This is a genomic window from Paraglaciecola sp. QJM3NY_14 (assembly GCF_056173245.1).
In genome coordinates, this window is record NZ_CM149664.1 from 4863039 (window position 1) to 4882285 (window position 19247).

General features: G+C 42.9%; 15 protein-coding genes. 13 read left to right on the forward strand and 2 right to left on the reverse strand.

Annotated elements, in window-relative coordinates:
* Positions 1 to 15 precede the first annotated feature (15 nt).
* From AC0VYA_RS20835 to AC0VYA_RS20845, 3 genes are read left to right on the forward strand one after another with little or no spacing between them, the layout of a single operon-like run.
* On the forward strand, positions 16 to 993 hold the full coding sequence (locus AC0VYA_RS20835; protein ID WP_475489542.1) for an NUDIX domain-containing protein: 978 nt from the start codon (positions 16 to 18) through the stop codon (positions 991 to 993).
* A 1-nt stretch (position 994) separates the two neighbouring features.
* The gene (locus tag AC0VYA_RS20840) at positions 995 to 4312 is read left to right on the forward strand and encodes a DUF3427 domain-containing protein (RefSeq protein WP_475489543.1); all 3318 of its coding nucleotides are present in this window, start codon (positions 995 to 997) and stop codon (positions 4310 to 4312) included.
* A 60-nt stretch (positions 4313 to 4372) separates the two neighbouring features.
* Entirely contained in the window at positions 4373 to 5284 is a 912-nt protein-coding gene (locus AC0VYA_RS20845; RefSeq protein WP_475489544.1) for a hypothetical protein, read from the forward strand.
* Between the two features lie 49 nt (positions 5285 to 5333).
* Here AC0VYA_RS20845 and AC0VYA_RS20850 read toward each other — a convergent pair whose 3' ends face one another.
* Positions 5334 to 6095, reverse strand: a complete 762-nt coding sequence (locus tag AC0VYA_RS20850) for a sulfite exporter TauE/SafE family protein (protein ID WP_475489545.1) — start codon at positions 6093 to 6095, stop codon at positions 5334 to 5336.
* A gap of 444 nt (positions 6096 to 6539) precedes the next feature.
* Here AC0VYA_RS20850 and AC0VYA_RS20855 point away from each other — a divergent pair, with 444 nt between their 5' ends.
* The 8 genes from AC0VYA_RS20855 to AC0VYA_RS20890 all read left to right on the forward strand — a co-directional run bounded on the left by AC0VYA_RS20855 (position 6540) and on the right by AC0VYA_RS20890 (position 13631).
* Positions 6540 to 7736 carry a hypothetical protein gene (locus AC0VYA_RS20855; RefSeq protein ID WP_475489546.1) on the forward strand — a complete coding sequence of 399 codons (1197 nt, stop codon included), beginning with the start codon at positions 6540 to 6542 and terminating at the stop codon, positions 7734 to 7736.
* Entirely contained in the window at positions 7736 to 8155 is a 420-nt protein-coding gene (locus AC0VYA_RS20860) for a hypothetical protein (protein WP_475489547.1), read from the forward strand. Before AC0VYA_RS20855 ends, AC0VYA_RS20860 begins: the two co-directional genes overlap by 1 nt.
* A 206-nt stretch (positions 8156 to 8361) precedes the next feature.
* Positions 8362 to 9561 (forward strand): porin, encoded by a 1200-nt coding sequence (locus tag AC0VYA_RS20865; protein ID WP_473476853.1) that lies wholly within the window; start codon positions 8362 to 8364, stop codon positions 9559 to 9561.
* Positions 9561 to 9980 carry a hypothetical protein gene (locus AC0VYA_RS20870; RefSeq protein ID WP_475489548.1) on the forward strand — a complete coding sequence of 140 codons (420 nt, stop codon included), beginning with the start codon at positions 9561 to 9563 and terminating at the stop codon, positions 9978 to 9980. Before AC0VYA_RS20865 ends, AC0VYA_RS20870 begins: the two co-directional genes overlap by 1 nt.
* Before the next feature lie 265 nt (positions 9981 to 10245).
* Positions 10246 to 11445, forward strand: coding sequence for a hypothetical protein (locus tag AC0VYA_RS20875; RefSeq protein WP_475489549.1), 1200 nt, complete (start codon positions 10246 to 10248; stop codon positions 11443 to 11445).
* Entirely contained in the window at positions 11442 to 11870 is a 429-nt protein-coding gene (locus tag AC0VYA_RS20880) for a hypothetical protein (RefSeq protein ID WP_475489550.1), read from the forward strand. The genes AC0VYA_RS20875 and AC0VYA_RS20880 overlap by 4 nt, the downstream gene beginning before the upstream one ends.
* Positions 11871 to 12015: 145 nt before the next feature.
* Positions 12016 to 13215 carry a hypothetical protein gene (locus AC0VYA_RS20885; protein ID WP_475489551.1) on the forward strand — a complete coding sequence of 400 codons (1200 nt, stop codon included), beginning with the start codon at positions 12016 to 12018 and terminating at the stop codon, positions 13213 to 13215.
* The gene (locus tag AC0VYA_RS20890; protein WP_475489552.1) at positions 13215 to 13631 is read left to right on the forward strand and encodes a hypothetical protein; all 417 of its coding nucleotides are present in this window, start codon (positions 13215 to 13217) and stop codon (positions 13629 to 13631) included. The genes AC0VYA_RS20885 and AC0VYA_RS20890 overlap by 1 nt, the downstream gene beginning before the upstream one ends.
* 25 nt (positions 13632 to 13656) lie before the next feature.
* On the opposite strand, the gene AC0VYA_RS20895 is transcribed toward AC0VYA_RS20890, so the two are convergent.
* Positions 13657 to 15702 carry a putative bifunctional diguanylate cyclase/phosphodiesterase gene (locus AC0VYA_RS20895; protein WP_475489553.1) on the reverse strand — a complete coding sequence of 682 codons (2046 nt, stop codon included), beginning with the start codon at positions 15700 to 15702 and terminating at the stop codon, positions 13657 to 13659.
* Between the two features lie 644 nt (positions 15703 to 16346).
* Between AC0VYA_RS20895 and AC0VYA_RS20900 the strand changes: the two genes are divergently transcribed.
* Both AC0VYA_RS20900 and AC0VYA_RS20905 read left to right on the forward strand, forming a co-directional pair.
* Entirely contained in the window at positions 16347 to 17762 is a 1416-nt protein-coding gene (locus AC0VYA_RS20900) for a hypothetical protein (protein WP_475491103.1), read from the forward strand.
* 98 nt (positions 17763 to 17860) lie between these two features.
* A complete protein-coding gene (locus AC0VYA_RS20905) occupies positions 17861 to 19186 on the forward strand; it encodes an ABC transporter substrate-binding protein (RefSeq protein WP_475489554.1) in 1326 nt (441 codons plus the stop codon).
* Positions 19187 to 19247 lie beyond the last annotated feature (61 nt).

Consider the following 19247-nt stretch of genomic DNA (forward strand, 5'->3'; position numbering starts at 1 on the left):
GACAACGGTTTTTTCATGCCATCTACTATTGAAGTTTCTGCCGGAATAATAGTTAAAAATAACAGAGTTCTTGCCGCACGCAGGAAGCCGGGGCTTCATCTGGCTGGTCTGTGGGAATTCCCGGGGGGAAAAGTCGAGCCAAACGAAACTACTGAAAGCTGCTTAGTTAGAGAACTCAAAGAAGAATTCGGAATAGATACACGTATTGTTAACTACGTAGGCGATAATTATCATTCTTACGGAAGTAAAACTATTCACCTTATGGCTTATCAAGTAGAGCATGTAAGTGGTCAAATACAACTCAACGATCATGACCAAATTAAGTGGCTTTCAATTGTTGAATTAGATTTTCTCGATTGGGCGGAGGCTGATATCCCACTTGTCCAAGCGTACAAATCAATCGTTAGTCTTACTGAGTATTACGAGCAATTTGCTCAGCCCTATGCCAATGAAACCCAAGATATAGACGTAAGTAATTTATATTCAAATTTCCTCAATTTACTTCCTGCAAACGCGCATATATTGGATTTAGGTTGTGGAGCAGGGCGTGACTCTGCCAACTTCATAGATTTAGGTTTTATCGTAACGGCTGTTGATGGAAGTCCTAGCCTAGCGGAAATTGCAGAAAAACGTATAAACCAACCGGTACAGGTCAAGCTATTTCAAGATCTTGATTTTCATAACCTATTTGATGGAGTATGGGCATGCGCTAGTTTGCTGCACTGCCCCAAAACCCAAATATCAAATGTATTAACTAACGTTCATCGTTCACTTGTGAACCACGGAATTCTATATGCCTCCTTCAAACACGGAGATAGCGAATCTACCGATTCTAAAGGGCGCTTCTTTAATAACTACACAACCTCCAACTTGGTATCTCTAATTGAAAACCACGATGGTTTTGAGGTCATCGAGTGTTGGGAAGAAACAAAACCACTTCGAAGTTCAGTTCAAGTCTGGGTAAATATTTTATGTCGTAAGGTTGAGGCTTGATATGAGCGCATTTCCAGATAGGCATATCACCGTAGGGGGGAATGACCCTTTCCTACCAAGCTTATTGCAAGCGATTAATTATGCTTCCTCTATTAGTATTGCAGCTGCATTTATTCGCCAATCTGGTTTGAACCTAATCTTTTCAGCGTTAGAGGATGCACTCTTGCGTGGTTCGGACGTGCGGGTCTTAACCGGTGACTACATGGGGATTACTGAACCAAGAGCGCTGCGTCAGTTAACATTACTTCAATCCCGTGGCGCTCAAATTAAGGTTTTTGAATCTAAAGCAAAACAAAGCTTTCATATGAAAGCCTACATTTTTTTGGAAAATACTAATACTCCAGATATTGAAGGTTGTGCCTTTGTAGGCTCGAGTAATATATCAAAATCGGCCTTACAAGATGGACTCGAGTGGAACCTCAGTATTGCTCTAAGCGCTGAACCTGCGAAGTTTAAGGCGGTTCAAATGCAATATGAAAATCTATTCGTTGAACCTCGCTGCGTACAATTAAGTCATGATTGGATTGATAAATATGAAGACCGGATCCCGAAAACACTCCCAGTCAAATTGATCGCTGATTCTGAGAATGAAGAATTTGAGGCGACTCCAGAACCAAATTTAATTCAGCTACAAGCTTTAACTGCTCTTCACGAAACAAGAGCAAATGGATACCAACGTGGTTTGGTCGTAATGGCTACTGGAACGGGTAAAACTTGGTTATCAGCATTCGACGCTCAACAGATAAGTGCAAAACGAATTTTGTTTGTTGCACATCGAGAAGAAATATTAGATCAAGCTGAGAAAACATTTAATAAAATGTTCCCAAATCGGAGAATTGGCCGATACTCTGGAACGTCCAAAGAAAAAAACGTCGATCTATTGTTTGCGTCAATTCAAACCCTAGGTAAAAAGCAGCATTTGCAAGTATTTCTCCCAGATGATTTTGATTATATTGTTATCGACGAATTCCATCATGCTTCTGCGAATAGCTACCAGAAATTACTGTCATATTTTACCCCTCACTTTATGCTCGGGTTAACCGCAACTCCTGAGCGAACGGACCAGTCAGATATATACTCACTTTGCGATGATAATCTTGTATTTGAATACGATTTATTTAAAGGAATTGAATCCGAAGTTCTATGTCCATTCGATTATAGAGGCATTAAAGATATTGTTGATTACAAAGAAATCAGCTGGCGCAATGGGAAGTTTGATCCAGAACAACTTGAGAACAAATTAGCTACTACCGGCCGTGCAAAACACAGTTTAAAATATTGGAAAAAACACAAACAGAGTAGAACGCTAGGTTTTTGTATTTCGACTAAGCATGCCGACTTTATGGCCGCCTACTTCATACAAAATGGTGTGAAAGCTGTTTCGGTGCACAGTAACTCTAAAATGCCTAGAAATGTCGCACTCGACCAGCTTAAAGCTGGTGTGATAGATATAATTTTTTCAGTTGATTTATTTAATGAGGGAGTAGACCTCCCTTCAATTGATACCGTAATGATGTTACGCCCTACCGATTCAAAAATTATTTTTTTACAGCAATTAGGAAGGGGATTACGTAAATCTAACGAAACAAATAAAGAACATTTAGTTATTTTAGATTTCATCGGGAACCACATCAGTTTTTTCCGAAAAATTGACTCACTTTTCAAATTAGGGAGCACAAACGATGCTCGAAAAGCATTTATTTCCACTTTGAAGAGTGGCGCATTACAGTTACCAAGAGGCTGCTTTGTTAACATAGAGCTATCCGCGATAGACGTTTTACAGCAATTAATAGATAACAATTTTGACACTCAAATTGATGTATACCTAGGCCTTAAAGAATCCTTAGGCAGAAGGCCATCTTTATCTGAGTTTTACCATGCAGGCGGAGCTGTTGATCGTGTGCGCAATGAGCACGGGAGCTGGTTTGCATTTGTTCAACACCAAGAAGACTTGACGCATACTGAGGGGCTTATTTTCAGTAGCCTTCAACCATTCCTATTGGAAGTAGAAACAACTAGACTAACCAAATCATTTAAGCTTGTTCTACTTGAAGCAATGCTCGAGTTAGAAGGTTTTACGAATCCAACGCCATTGGATTCTTTGGCTGTACGCTCATTCCAGATATTTAAACGTCACCCTCTTTTGCAAGTAGATATCCCAGATGAATTCAGGAATAAAACTGAAATTGATGGGGTTAAGTGGGCGCGTTACTGGAGAAATAACCCAGTAAACGCTTGGATCGGAGGGAATAGTAATTCCACCGTATCCTTTTTCGCAGTTGAAGATAACGAATTCCAAACATTATTTGAAATAGCTGCAAATACGCAGGCTGTGTTTTCAGTAATGATACAAGAACTAGTGAATTATCGTTTCCTACAGTACGAGCAACGCTTGAGTGCTAAGACACAAGCGTCTGAGAGAAGTGCTCCAAATATATTTGAGCTCGACGTATCTTCGCAACAATCGATTCCCTATTTTACTGATTTAAAAATTGCGTGCGGTCACTTTAAAAGTAGCGAGCACGAAATTATTGAAACCGTTGATGTGCCTGAATCATATGGTAAGTTAGATCCCACTAAGCATTTCGTAGCGAATGCGACTGGCGACTCAATGAATGGTGGAAAACACCCGATTAAGCACGGGGATTTACTGTTACTGGAACTCTTTAGTCCCGAACACGCTGGCAGCATAAGTGGAAAAACAGTTGCAATTGAACGTTATGACATGACAGGTGACGATCAGTATTTATTAAGAAACATATCTAAATCAAGCGATCAACAATATCAGCTTATTGCTCAAAACCCAGATTATGAGCCCATGGCTGCAAATGAGGAAATGAAGCCATTAGCGTTCCTTAAATCAGTAATTGACCCTGCCGATATATTTATTCACCGTGAGTTTATGCGCCAAAGTATTCCTCCCATATTTGGTTTAGAATTCAACAAAGGCTTATGGGAAGCAGGCCATATAAGACCTAAAGGGTGTGAGGAACAATTTTTATTGGTCACACTCAATAAACAAGGTAAAGCAGCTGAACACCAATACCATGACTATTTTGTCGATCCATCAACGTTCCATTGGCAAAGTCAAGGCCGTACCCGCAGTGAAAGCACTAAAGGTCTTGCAATCCAAAGGCACTCGAACGTTCATCTTTTTGTTAGAAAAAATAAACTAACAGCAGGGACCGCATCACCATTTTATTATCTTGGTAAATTAGATTATCAAACGCATCAAGGTGAGGCCCCCATGAATGTAACTTGGAAGCTTCACAAGCCTTTACCATCTAAATTGTTTGATTATTTCCAACTAGGTGGGTAAGAAACTGTATAAAGAATACTAATCTCAGGATTTTCAGTACGTTAAAGGAGTAACAACACTGTGACTTATCTTATGTTTTATCTTTTGATTGGGATATTTTCTGCTTTGGTTTTTGCCGGGTTTTGGTGGTTTTACAAAGACAGGGTGGAACGCCCTGCGTCACCGAGCCTCATGTTGTTGCGGGCCGGTACTTATATTCTTGTTTGGCCTGTGCTGTATTGGAAGTGGTTTAAAAGCGCAGACAAAACGCGCTTTATCACGCTACCTGAGTTTGTGATGCCTCAGCCAAGACCGGTTGACCCTGACATAGTGAAAAACAGCGCCCGCAATGCCCCACTTGAAGCCCAGAGGGCACATCAAGAATGGCTTACGTTCGTAGATGCACTGCCCCAGTGTGGCTCGCATATCATGTACAAGGGCACAGATATTTACGGTGAAAGACTTGATGGGCGCTTTATTTTTGAAATGGCTGATTTGTTACCTGTGGTTTTTGATAGGCTAAACCCTAAGCCGGTTTCCTTGGATACCAGCGTCAGCGACAGCGATGACGAGAGCGTTAATCTCAGTGATGAAGATAGTCAGCAAGACAGCAGCGAATCGAGCGATTACGATAACGCGAATGACAGCGATGATACTATCTCTTGGGTGAACACGCCTAGGCTCCCAAACACCCAAGAGCACTATATTCATCGCTGGCTGCGCACCTACGACCCCACCCTTTTTGTGTGTAATGTGGTGCCCACTTCTTTTGATCGTTTTGAGTATATCGCCAGTGACATGATTGAAGCAGGTAAAGGGCAAGTGCATTGTAAACTCTGCGACACCGTTTATGCGGCAAGTGACATAAAAACCGGCGATGGTGGCCAAGGTGGCCAAGGTGGCTGGATATTGGGCGAGCTACATTGCCCCAAAGATCACTTATTAGCAAGGCGCAAAAAAATCCATTTCATGCGCGCGCGCTCTAGTAAGTGATGAGCTCAGGCTAGCGACACAGCTGAGTACTTGGCGTAATCGTCTTTCACTATGATAAAAACAATACCTGTACCGCTTGCCACATCAGGTTTATGGATAACACAGATAGCACAATTTGCACCAAGCGCTGAAACTTCGCGGCGGGTATTTTATGCAGTAATTTTAGGCCCAACCATGTGCCTACAGCACCTGCGGCGATCATAGCCACAACCAAGGGCAACCATTGCCAAAATGCGAAGCCTGCCACACCGTAAACGAGTGCTTTTAGGGTGTGTTGCATGGTCATGCTGGATGAGAACGTGGCCGTAAAACGCATTTTGTCGTAGCCTTTGGTATGCAGATAGCTGCCGACTAATGGCCCGCTTGCGCCCACAAACATAGATAAAAACGTAGTGACAAGCCCGGCCATTGCTTTGCCAAATGGGCTGGACTCTTTAATGCTGGGTTTTTTGCCCCACAATAGAAATAGCACGAACACGCCTACGACTAACTTCATCCAATCGAGCGGTAAATCACTGACCACAAATGACGCCATCAATGCGCCCAAAAGCCCACCTGCAGCAAAATACTTCAGCATATTGATGTCAATAAAACGGTAGGTAAGCAACATGCGATTGGCGTTCGAGCCAAGTTGCACCAGCCCATGAACCGGAATAACCGCGGCCATTGGCATAAAAGACGCCATAGCCACCAGCATCAATAGCCCGCCACCTGCTCCCATCGCGGCGGTTAAAAATGAGGTGAAACCCGCAAGAATAATTAAAAATAAGGAGAGCGCTGGGCTGACCAGCTCACTGCTAAAAAGCTCCATGTGGTTTTGCTTACAACTGACGAATTTGGGCTATAGCCTATCTTGAATCGCTGACAAGCAACAGATGTGGGCAAAAAACGTTATGAGTAATTCGCATTTATCAGTCGGGGAGTCTCAAGGTTCCACACACCGTTTTTCTGACATCAGCTGTATCCCAGACTAGTACTTTAGGCTAATGCAGCATGTATTAACGCTTATGAACTCTATCACTGTGCCGATATAAATAATTGAAAATAAAAGCTTCTTCACGCCGTGCCAGCCTTAACGATGGGGAAATATTATCAACGTAGTGAAAGTGTCGATTTAACCACTCATCTCACTAAGTAAAAGGCGTTGACGCAGCTCATTTTTTCTCTCAAAAGAGTTTGACACTAGGCGATGCTCTAGTACTTTTACTATAAAGATGTTTCATTTCACAACCTTAATGAGCTAATTACCTGCTTCATGAAAACAGCTAACACATTCGTATTACTTATTTCATTATTGCTCCCCAGCGTTGCACATTACGCCGAAGCCGAAGAAGAAGATAAACTGCAGTTCTCTGGTTTTACTCGGGTGGTTTTAGGTTATTTAGACGACAAAGACGCTGAGTATGTTGGGTATGACAACAGTGTTAGCTTAGATCAGCAATCACTGATTGGGCTACAAGCAGATTACACCTTTAACGATCAACTATCCCTTACTGGCCAAGTCATTGGCCACACGGGTGAGCAACGCGCCTCAGGGCTAGAGTGGCTTTACCTAACCTACACCCCCAGCAAAGCGTTGCGCATTAAGCTGGGCAAACAGCGTATTCCCTTTTTTAACTACAGTGATAGTTTAGATGTTGGCTTTGCCTACCCTTGGCTGACCTTGCCCCAGCAGTTTTACGACACCGCTTTCTTTTCAACTTTCGAAGGTGTGCTGGCGAACTATGAATACTCTTTTGCTCAGTGGGTTATGAATTTTGAAGGGTACTGGGGGCGTTATGATGACAAAATATATTTAGCAAGTGGTGAAATTGATACCCAAGTGACTGGGTTGTACGGCTTTAATACAAGTGCGGCATATAACGGTTGGACGTTTCGAGCGGCCTACAACGAAGGCAATGCCAACCTCACTCTACCTGGTGCGGCGCAGTTTGTTGAAGTGCTGAATCAATTTGGCTTTACCCAAAGTGCTGAAACCCTCAACCCAGATGGCTTGATACGCTTTTATCAATTAAGTGCCAACTACGAGAACCTAGATTATTTTGTACGCAGTGAAGTAGCGAAAATGGTGGGTGAAAGTGGCCCTGTTCCTGATATCGACAGTTTTTATATTTCTGCTGGCTACAATTTTTATCCTTATACCATTTACATTTCTTACAGTGAACGCGACGTATATTATGACCACCCAGCGAATGAAATTCCGTACGGCATTTCCCCCGATTTAGACGTACTCGCCGCCACATATGAATCTGTGCTTGCGGGCTTTCCTGATGATAAAAGCCAAGGAACAAAAATCGGTCTTCGTTGGGACTTTCGTTACAATGTCGCTTTGAAAGGCGAGATGACTTATGTACATGCTGATAAAGTCAGTAACGACTTTGCATTAAAAGATTTAGGCAACTTTGATGGCAGCGCAATCTTGTATCAGTTTGGTGTGGAGTGGGTATTTTAATGAGAAAATTCCTCGCTCTATTTGTCACATGCGCGCTGGTGTTGACCCCCTCATTGAAGGCCGCTGAAGCGATTATTGTGGTGGCCAATACCTCAGATAAGTCCTTGCAGCTGAATCGTCTACAAGTACGCAACCTTTTTATGGGTGGCGCTTTACCTTATGACTTAGATGCCATCGCTTTGCCGCCGGAAAACCAAACGCGCGTTTTGTTTAATACCAAGGTGGTAGGCCTTACAGAATCACGTATTCAATCCTATTGGGCACAAATGCGCTTTACCGGACGTAAAAAAGCACCAAGAGAATTTAGCAACGAGCAGTCAATGTTAGAATATCTAATCAATAATGCTGGTGCTGTAGGCTATTTGCCTGAAGGGATATCAGTGCCTAATGAGTTGACTGTTTTGTACACGGTTCGGTAAATTGTCATACGCATATCTAAAAGGAGTAACCTTGATAGATTATTGCGTGCATTATCAATGCAATGCGGGATTGAAAATGATTTAATGGAAGGCGATTTAAAAAACGAACTAAAGCAGTATCTTAGTGTTTTCGTTGGCGTTTTTCGTATTTAAAATACCCAAAGTGCAAAACAGTATAAAAATTTTAATGTAAGAGTAACCACCATATGGATATTGTTGTATTGCGTGCTTTAGTGGTCTGTCTTTCATTTACCCTGAGTACTTCTTTGGCCAACGCAGCCACGCCAAACCCGCTAGAATTTTCTGGTTTTGCCCGAGTGATAATGGGCTACCTTGATGATGAGAATGCTGAGTATGTAGGCTATGACAACAGCCTCAGTATCGACCAGCAATCACTTTTGGGGTTACAAGCAGACTATAGGCTGAGTGAAGAAATAGCATTTACCGGGCAAGTCGTTGGCTATACAGATGATCAGCGCTCCTCAGGATTAGAATGGCTCTACCTCACATACTCCCCCAATAGCGCCTTACAAGTTAAACTTGGCCGACAACGCATACCTTTTTTTAATCACAGCGACAGTCTCGATGTGGGCTTTGCTTATCCTTGGTTAACCCTTCCGCAACAAGTTTACGACACGGCTTTCTTCTCTACTTTCGACGGTGTTTTAGCTAATTATCAATTTACCTTGAATGATTGGCAGATTAACTATGAGGGCTATTGGGGCAGGTTTGATGATGAAATACGTTTAGATAGCCAGGATTTAGACACCCAAGTGATCGGGCTTTTTGGCGTTAACGCCAGTGTGAGCTATAGAAACTTCAACTTACGTGCTTCGTATGGTCAAGGAGACATCGATATAGAGCAGGACGAGGCTACCCAATTCGCTCAATTACTTCGTCAATTCGGATTTACAAACAATGCTGACTGGTTAAACGCAAACGGGTTGCTGCAATTCTATCAACTCAGCGCTAATTACGAGGATCTAGATTATTTTTTACGCAGTGAAGTTACCAAAATGACTGGCGCTGGGGGGCTGTTCGCTGATATTGATAGCTTTTATATCTCTGCGGGTTATAACTTTTACCCCTATACGGTATATATCTCGTATGGGAGAAAAGACTTACACTTCGAGCATCTAGCCAACGAGATCCCGTTTGGCGTATCACCTGAGCTAGATTTACTAGCAGCAACTTATCTCGGCATCTTAGATCTCTTCCCAGACGATGAGTCTAAGGGAACAAAAATAGGAATTCGATGGGATTGGCAGTATAACGTGGCACTCAAGGCTGAAATGACCTTTGTTGAAGCTAATGACGCCATCAGTAATGACTACGCCGTTAGGGATTTAGGTGGCTTCGACGGTCATGCTGTTCTCTATCAGTTTGGACTAGAGTGGGTATTTTAGTGAAAAAGTATTTTGCTAGCCTTGTCCTATGGTACTTCGTGTTTTCAACGGCTACCCACGCTGCTCAGTCCGTGATGGTAGTAGCAAACACTGGCGACCAATCCATTCAACTTAACCGTCAGCAAGTGCGAAGCTTGTTTATGGGCGGCGTCATACCCTATCAATTAAAAGCGGTGGCGCTACCACCAGAAAATCATACCCGAGTACTGTTTAACACTAAGATAATCGGTCTAACTGAATCTCGAATTCAATCTTACTGGGCGCAAATGCGTTTTACGGGACGCAAACGCGCCCCTAGGGAATTTGACAACGAAACCTCGATGCTGCAATTCCTTTTACGCAATGTTGGCGCGACAGGGTACCTGCCTGCTGGCATGGATGTTCCGGAACAATTAACGGTAATTTATACTATTCCCTAGCGGTGGTTATTAACTGAGCTTGCAATTGAGTACACCTTTCATATCAAGATGGTACTTATCCCTTAGTCACTTTATTGAAGTGTCATAAAACCCCGGTCAACTAAAGCTTTATCAAAATTTGCAGTTAATAATGACACAACAATAAATTTGTCATCCTTTTGTATACTAGCTTTTCAAGCAAATTTATTTGATTCTTAACTCGTCTATAGTACTTTGTTTATTAGGTACTTTATTTAACCTTAAATAGTAAAGGTCTTAGTTGAATATGCCCTGGCGATTATGGAATTTTGTATTGGTGTGCGGCTTGGCTTTACTTTGTAACGCCCATCCAATTTACGCGGAGACCTCAGATAAACTGCAATTTTCCGGCTTTGCCAGAGTTGTTTTGGGGTATTTAGATGATAAAGATGCGGAATACCTCAACTACGATAATTCCGTCAGTATTGATAATGAAAGCCTAATCGGGTTGCAAGCCGATTATCAGATGATGGATAGCCTGGCAATAACTGGACAACTGATAGGGCACAGCGGCGAACAAAGAGATTCAGGTATTGAATGGCTATATTTAACTTACGCTCCTACAAATACCCTCAAACTCAAGCTAGGTCGCCAGCGCACTCCCTTTCTAAATTACAGTGATGTCATAGATGTAGGATACGCCTACCCTTGGGCGACATTGCCCCAACAAACCTACCCCCGTCACTTTTTTTCCAACTTTGATGGGGTGATGGCAAGCTACGAGATACCAAGCACCTTGTTTGTGATGAACATTGAAGGTTATTGGGGGTACTTCAAAGACAAAGTCGTCGTTTCTGAGCGCGAAATGGAAGCAAAAACGACAGGATTTCATGGATTAATTAGCCATATTAGCTTTAAAAACTGGACCCTAAGGGGGTCTTATCACCAAGGTACGACAAGCGTAACGTTAGATGATGTAACCCAATTTAGCGGCTTACTCAATCAACTGGGCTTCAGTCAGAGCGCTGATAGTTTGGCCACAACTGGGGTAACAGAGGTATTTCAATTCAGCGCTAATTACGAAACAGTAGATTACTTTGTTCGAGGAGAGCTGAATCGGATCAAGGCGGACTTTATTTTTGTGCCCGATACAGATGGGTATTTTCTTTCTACTGGGTACAATTACTTTCCGTTTTCATCTTATATTTCGTACTCGAAGAACACCACTGATTACGAGCAACCCGCCAGTGACATTCCGACTGGCCTTAGTCCAATATTAGATGGACTGTCTTATAACTATTTGAATATATTTGAACAGCTACCTGTTAACAGTTCTGAAGCGTATACCCTAGGTACGCGCTGGGATATTCAGCCAGGCTTAGCATTAAAAGGGGAAGTTAGTTTAATAAAAGGGGCTGACAATGAAAGCGCATTTTTTGATATTAAAAATACCGCGTTTGACCGAGAAGCGTTGTTGTATTTAATTGCGCTGGAGTGGGTATTTTGATTAAAATTCTACTCATTATTGTTGGTTTTATTAGTTTAAGTGGACGTATTTGTTTTGCCAATAACGCGATTACGGTTGTTGCCAACACACAAGACCGGGGCATACTGTTGAGTCGCCATGAAGTGCGTAATTTATTTATGGGTACACCTCTTGGTTATGATTTTATTGCCATAACGTTGCCACCAGAGAACCAAACTCGTGTCATATTCAACACCAAAGTTATCGGCCTAACGGAGTCGCGTATTCAGTCGTATTGGGCACAGATGCGCTTTACTGGTCGTAAAGCCGAACCGAAAGAGGTCCGTGATGAAAGATTGATGCTGGAGTATATTAAACGCAACGTAGGCTCAGTTGGTTATTTGCCAGCGAATATCTCACTACCAGACGGATTGACTGTGCTGTATACTATTTTCGAGAAAAATTAATCCCTAGTGACGGTAAATATTGCGCTCTACGTTTTTTCGAAAAACCACTATGAGCATTTGCATTTGATACATCAATGCCTTTGACACCGCACCGCCATGAAGTATTTCGGCGCCGTTAAGCTAACGATAAGAACATTAAATACACATGATTTTTAAGCTTCTTCATTTTCTATTGTTAATTACCGTTGCATTTGGCGGGTTGACTACTTTTGCCTATGCAGACGAGGATGATATACAGTTATCTGGTTTTGCTCGGGTCGTGGCAGGATATTTAGATGATGAACATGCTGAATTTAATGGTTATGAAAACAAAATCAGTTTAGGCCAGCAATCCCTTATTGGCTTACAAGCTGATTATCAGATTATCGACAAGCTTTCAGCAACTGCACAAGTGATTGGGCGTACAGGTGATGACAACGATTCAGGTATTGAGTGGCTTTATTTAACTTACGCGCCAACCAGAGCTTTGCAATTCAAATTAGGACGTCAACGCACTCCTATATTTAGCTACAGTGATTTTTCAGATGTGGGCTTCGCATACAATTGGGTGTCACTTCCGCAGCAAGTCTATCGTCAGTTTTTATTCCCTAACTTCGACGGTCTTCATGGACAGTACGAATATGTAGCAAGCAATATCTCATATGGAGTAGAGGCGTATATAGGCGGAATAGAGCAAGACTTTAAGACGCTCGGACAAACTCTTGAAACAGACATAGATAACTTACGCGGCATAGTAGGCACAGTGGGGTATGGAGGTTGGACGTTTAGAGCCTCATACCACAGAGGCCATGCGGATGTTATCCAAGAAGATATAAAAAATTTAAGCGATACATTACGGACCATTGGATTTATCAATAGTGCTGACTCTCTATCAATGAAGGGCGTAGGTAGATTTTATCAGTTGAGTGCTTTTTACGAAAATGTCGATTATTTCTTCAAAACTGAATTGGTCAAGCTAAGAACAGTAGACCTGTTTCTTGCCCCTAAAACAAATGGTTATTTTGTGTCTGGGGGGGTTAACTTCTATCCGTTTGTCGCTTATGTTTCTTTCTCTCGTGATACAAATCGCTACAGTCAGTCTATTTCTGAAATACCAATAGGGGTTAATGCGCAACTTGACCAATTGGCTTTTGGTTATCAGCAGGTTACGAGTCAAACTGGCAGCAACAGCACCGTAAGTTATACAGCAGGAATCCGTTGGGATTGGAAGGATAATTTATCCCTCAAGGCAGAAACCACAATGCTCAAAGAAAGAGATGGGTTTGAAGGGCTCTTCACTAGTAGAGACAGCTCCTTTGATGGGAAGGCCATGTTGTACCAGTTAGCCTTAGAGTGGGTGTTCTGATGAAGACCTTATTATTCTCTTTATTTTTAAGTACCCTTCTCGGGTTTCAAGCCAGCGCCAACACGTCACTAGTGGTAGTGGGTAATACCAACAATAAAGAAATACAGTTAAATCGCCAACAAGTACGCAATTTGTTTATGGGCGGCGCGCTACCTTATGAGTTAGAAGCGGTTGCATTACCACCTGAGAACCAAACTCGCGTCCTATTTAATACTAAAGTAGTTGGTTTAACGGAATCTCGTATTCAATCTTACTGGGCACAGATGCGCTTCACAGGCCGCAAGAGAGAACCTAGAGTAATGGACACAGAGCACGCTATTCTCGAATATATTAAAACTCATCCAGGTGCAGTGGGTTATTTACCAGCGGGAGTGTCTATACCTGACGAACTAACCGTACTTTACAGCGCACATTAAATATTAAAGGGTAGACAGCAAAAAATTAGACGCTAAGCATTTCAAGTAAGCTTTTGGGTTTGGAAAATAGGTATCCCTGCAATTGATGACAGCCGTTTTCAATTAGAAATTCAGCTTGCTCTCTGGTTTCCACACCCTCGGCGCATATTTTCAAATTCAATTGCTTAGCCATCTCAATGATAGTTTTGGTGACTAAGGTACTGCGCTTCGACATGTTTAAGTTATCCACAAACTGCTTATCTATTTTCAATGTATTCAGCTCGATTTGGGTCAAGTAACCCAATGAAGAATACCCTGCCCCAAAGTCATCCAGTGCAATGGAACAACCCATTTCACGTAGCTGGGTAAGAAAATGGTTTGCGACATCGAAGTTTTCTAAATAGGCAGATTCCGTCACTTCAAATTCAATACTGGCATTGTCAACGTTATACCGGGTGAACATACCACGGATATATTCAACGAGAGCCGTATTTTTGATGTCATGGGCCGACAGATTGATTGACACCACAATCTCATTTTTATGCAATGCATGGACTTGCTGTAGCTCTTGGCAGACCCGTTTAATCACCCACTTTGTAATAGATAAAATTTTGCCGCTTTGCTCGGCAATGGGTATAAATTCGGCTGGAGATACAAACCCCAGTTCATCGCTTTTCCAACGTATCAATGCTTCATAACCGACTATATTTTCGTCTGCGTCCACTTTGCCTTGATAGTGAATGCTGAATTCATTGAATTTAATCGCGTTAGCAATAGAGTTAGCAATCAACAAACGCCGTTTATTGTCCTCCATCATTTCTGGCACAAACACGGTGTGCGTGCTGCGACCGGCTAATTTAGAGCGGTACATGGCGATGTCAGCATTACTGACAAATTCACTGACATTAAAATTTGAATCACTTGCACGAGCAATACCAATGCTTACACCCACTTGCACTTCCCACGATTGAATTTCAAAAGGCATATTGAGCCCGCTGACTAAGCGCTCTGAAATTTCATACAACTCCAAATCATTGGGTTCGTTGTGCAATAAAATAAGAAATTCATCCCCGCCTAAACGAGAGATTAAGTCACCGTCGCGTAAAATGCTCTTGGTCCGACGGCATACTTCCATCAATACTAGGTCACCAATTTCGTGCCCAAACGAGTCATTTACTCCTTTAAACCCATCTAAATCAAAGTACATCAAAACGAGATTACGCTCATCTCGCTTAGCTTTCGCTAACTCTAACCTTAGTGTTTCCATGAAGAATTGGCGATTCGGCAAACCTGTCAAGCCATCGAAATTTGCCAAGCGCTCCATGGCTTTTTGTTGTTCTTTAAGCTGTTCGGTATATTTGGCGTTCTTTTGCGTTTCAGCGTTGATGGTCTCCATCATGCTATTAATATCGCGGCTCAGCTCTGCAACCTCTTGCTTTCCGCGTGTGTCTATTCGCAGTGAATAATCGTGAGTATCTTGAATTTTTTTCGCAACGCGAGAGAGGCGGCTTAATGGGAGAAATAGTTGACGCTGAATGAATAACGAGCCCACGATGGCCACAAAGAGTACTAAGAACACGAGTGGTAGTACACGTTTAAGCAGAGTCAGTTTACTGCTATATAAGGGACCTGATGAGTCATTAACGATAAGTAGGTGACCCAGCGGTAAACGCGCATCACCTACAAGCTTTAAAGCAATGAGCTCACCGTCTTTGACGTTGACGCCATGGGGTTGAAGCCTAAGCTCGTTGGTGTTTATCGCAGAATTAAGCTCTTCAGGCACAGACATAGAACCAAAATAAACATTAATACGTTGCCAATTCTTATCGAACACAACAGCATATTTAACATGTTCATAGCGGTCTAATCGTAACAAAGTCGTTGTGACTTCAAAGATATCAGGATCAGAGGCTATAAGAGGCACAAGATCACTGGCTAAATTTTCTGATAGCCCATCAAGATCCGCTCGTGTTGCTTCCAGATATAACTGTTCGTACTCCTCGACGGAGGATGCGACAACGGCAGCACACACTATCACGATCGCTACCACAGTGAGCATGGTCGTTGTGTTCTTGATTGTTCTAAACAGCATCTATCAATCCTTTATTACCGCATCACTACTACTGGTAGACAATCGGCTAGTCATTTTAGCGTTCAAATACAAAAAGCAAAATTTGTGCATTGAGAACGTTAAACCCTGATCTCAACTTTAACTAAACAATACTGATTTTTGCAAAGTTTTTATATTAAACAATTGGTTAAGTTTTATCCTAAACATTGTAGTCGACTCATTAAAGTCAACACTTGTCGAGTATCAAGATACGCGCATTGTGTAGCGAATTCTCTTACGGATTTCGCTCTATCCTCACAGCGAGCACGTCTTCAATTCACGCCATCAGAAACAATATTTCCTCCCGTCGTCCCTCGAACTACGTGATAACACTGAAACGAACAAACATTTAGGCAACATTTTTTACATTACTAACTTATTGAATTGCTGAGCTAAGTTACAAACACCAAGCAATTGTGAACATTTTGTAAGCAAAAACAATTGACGATGTTAACGCGATCTGGGTATATGCCCGACATACGGGCATATACCCAATACAGGCATTTAGAGCAGTTAGAGAGCTTATGCTCTAGCTTGTGTTAATGGTTAACGGTTGTATCGACGTTAGATGATTTCGATTCGAGATCTTTGAACCACACATTAATGACTATCACTAGGACAAAATGATGTTAAAAAATAGACAAACAACATTCGTTTCAACCGTAGCCAAACGCGCTATCAACGCATCTAACTCAAAGACCTGTCATAAACCTTCTGCATCCGTATTTAATAAACTTGGTGTAATTGCAGCAGCGGTTATGGCCGCTTCAATACCTGCCCAGGTTAACGCTGCTACATTTCTTGATGGCTTAGTAGATGTAAATTTTTTAGCCATGCAAAATTATCAATCAATTCAGGCTAAAGACGGGGCCTTTCGCCCAGTAGACGAAGAGCAATCAGCTGGATTTGGCCGTATCAGAGCCAACTTGATGTTTAAGTTTCACATTAACGAGTACATCACCGCTGATATCGATATTGCCGAAGAGCCGAATGACTTTGGTAACAATGGCGACCGAGACTTCTCGTTTCACAATGACTATGCAGGTATCGAGTTTGACGTATTTGGGTTAACAGAATACAAACGTGAAAACGCTGACCTAACACTTCGCTTAGGTAACATTGGCGGCTCACCCTTTCAGTTTAAAGGCTTTCAGGATGGGGCAGACAACCAAGGCAATGCACTTATTGGTAACTGGATGACCGACTATGCCACCGCAGAAAACGGTGCCCAATTGCGCTACAACGAGCGATTCGATAGCGGTATTCTTCGTGCCTATAACGTCACGGGTCACATTACGACCTCAAGCTTTGGTGAGGCTTTCCAAGAAGATCGTGGCTTTAACTATTTACTACAAGGTACATTAGAGTTAACTGGCGGTTTCAAAGTCGGTTTAAACTTCTTACAAGCCAATCAAGGCGACCAACTACGTTTCGAAAATGGTGTTGCCAGCCTTGACGGACTCACCACCACAAACTATCGCTTCGGTGACGGAGAAAACTACAACTTCTCTGCTTCTCCTAGCAGTGAGCGCGATACTCACGTCGGTATTATGCCTGGCCTTGACCAAACAACCATTCAACTAAACTTAGCTTATCAACCGAACGCAGATACCAGCGTTATTTTGATGCTAGGGCAATCGAGCGATGATTATACCTTTGCAGATACACAAGGTAACGCTGTTGCCGGTATTACTTATTTCGGCACTGATGGCGTAGTCGACCCTGAGGGAACGACTTTTGATTCCAACAGAGTCATAAAAGGTGAGTCATCTGTTGAGTATTGGACGGTCGAAGCGCAGCACTACATTATTCCAGGTAAATTCTATCTTGCTGCCCGTTATGGAGAAGCCGAAAACACCTCTGATTTAATCGCCCAAACTGATAACACAGTTGAACGTTTGCAAGTTGCCGCGGGTTATTGGTTTAACGATAGAACCCTATTGAAAGTTGAATATGTTGACCAAGACGAAGGCATCAACTCTGGCGGTCAAATTGGCGCAGGTTTTGACGGCGTCACGTCTGAAATTTCAGTTAAGTTTTAAGTTATAGCAGGCTACCGCCGGCCTCTTGAACTTCACTAAGTGAGAAGTTGAAAACAACGCTTAGTGAGTCACTCACAAAAACATAAGGGGAATGCCCGATGTTGAAAAAAATAACGATAGCAAGTTGCGCCGCGCTTGGCATGAGCGTAGCTCTAACCGTCAGTACCTCAGCAAACGCCGAAACCATCACAATCGCAACCGTTAACAACGGCGATATGATCACCATGAAAGAGCTCAGCACAGATTTTGAAGCTAAGCACCCAGACATCGATCTTAAATGCGTCACGCTTGAAGAGAACATTCTGCGCCAACGCGTTACGACAGATGTGGCCACCAAAGGTGGGCAATACGATGTGATGACGATCGGTACGTACGAAGTGCCGATTTGGGGTAAGCAAGGCTGGCTCACTGAGTTAGATGGCTTAGGCCCAAATTACGATGAGGAAGACCTGTTACCTGCAATCAGAAGTGGTTTATCCCTAAATAATAAGCTTTATGCAGCCCCCTTTTACGGTGAAAGCTCTATGGTGATGTACCGCAAAGACTTGCTCGAAAAAGCAGGCCTTGAAATGCCAACCAAGCCAAGCTGGAAGTTTATTCGTCAAGCGGCCAAAGCCATGACAGACAGTGACTCAGGTGTTTATGGTATTTGTTTACGCGGTAAAGCGGGCTGGGGCGAGAACACAGCGCTTATCACAGCCATGTCGAACTCGTTTGGCGCTCGCTGGTTTGATGAAAACTGGAAGCCGCAATTCAATACTCAAGAGTGGAAAGACACCCTGCAATATTATGTTGATGTGATGGAAGAGTCGGGCCCTCCAGGTGCATCATCAAACGGCTTTAACGAAAACCTCGCGTTATTCCAAACAGGTAAATGTGGTATGTGGATTGATGCCACAGTAGCAGGTGCATTTGTCACTAATAAGAAAGATTCTGAAGTCGCTGACAAAGTCGGTTTTGCTATGGCACCGGACATGGACCTTGGCAAACGCGGGAACTGGCTATGGGCATGGACATTAGCAGTACCGTCAAGCAGCAAAAAAGCCGATGCAGCGCAAAAGTTCATTAGTTGGGCAACGTCAAAAGACTACTCTGCCCTGGTAGCAAAAGAAAAAGGCTGGGCTGCTGTACCACCAGGCACACGCACCTCATTGTATGAGAACCCTAACTACATGGAAGCTGCCCCTTTTGCTGAAATTACTCTGGCCTCAATCGAATCGGTTGACCCGAAAAACCCTACGGTCAAGCCCGTACCTTATGTAGGTGTGCAGTTTGTCGCCATCCCGGAGTTTCAAGGTATAGGCACCGCAGTTGGTCAGCAATTTTCTGCCGCATTGGCAGGCAAGATGACAGTTGATCAAGCGCTGGCTAACGCTCAACGACTCGTTGAACGCGCCATGCGCAAGGCTCGCTACCCAAAATAGCGTTTTGCTTGGGGTAGGCGCAATGTGCTGTGCTTACCCCCTTTTTAATTCAGTAATGGGA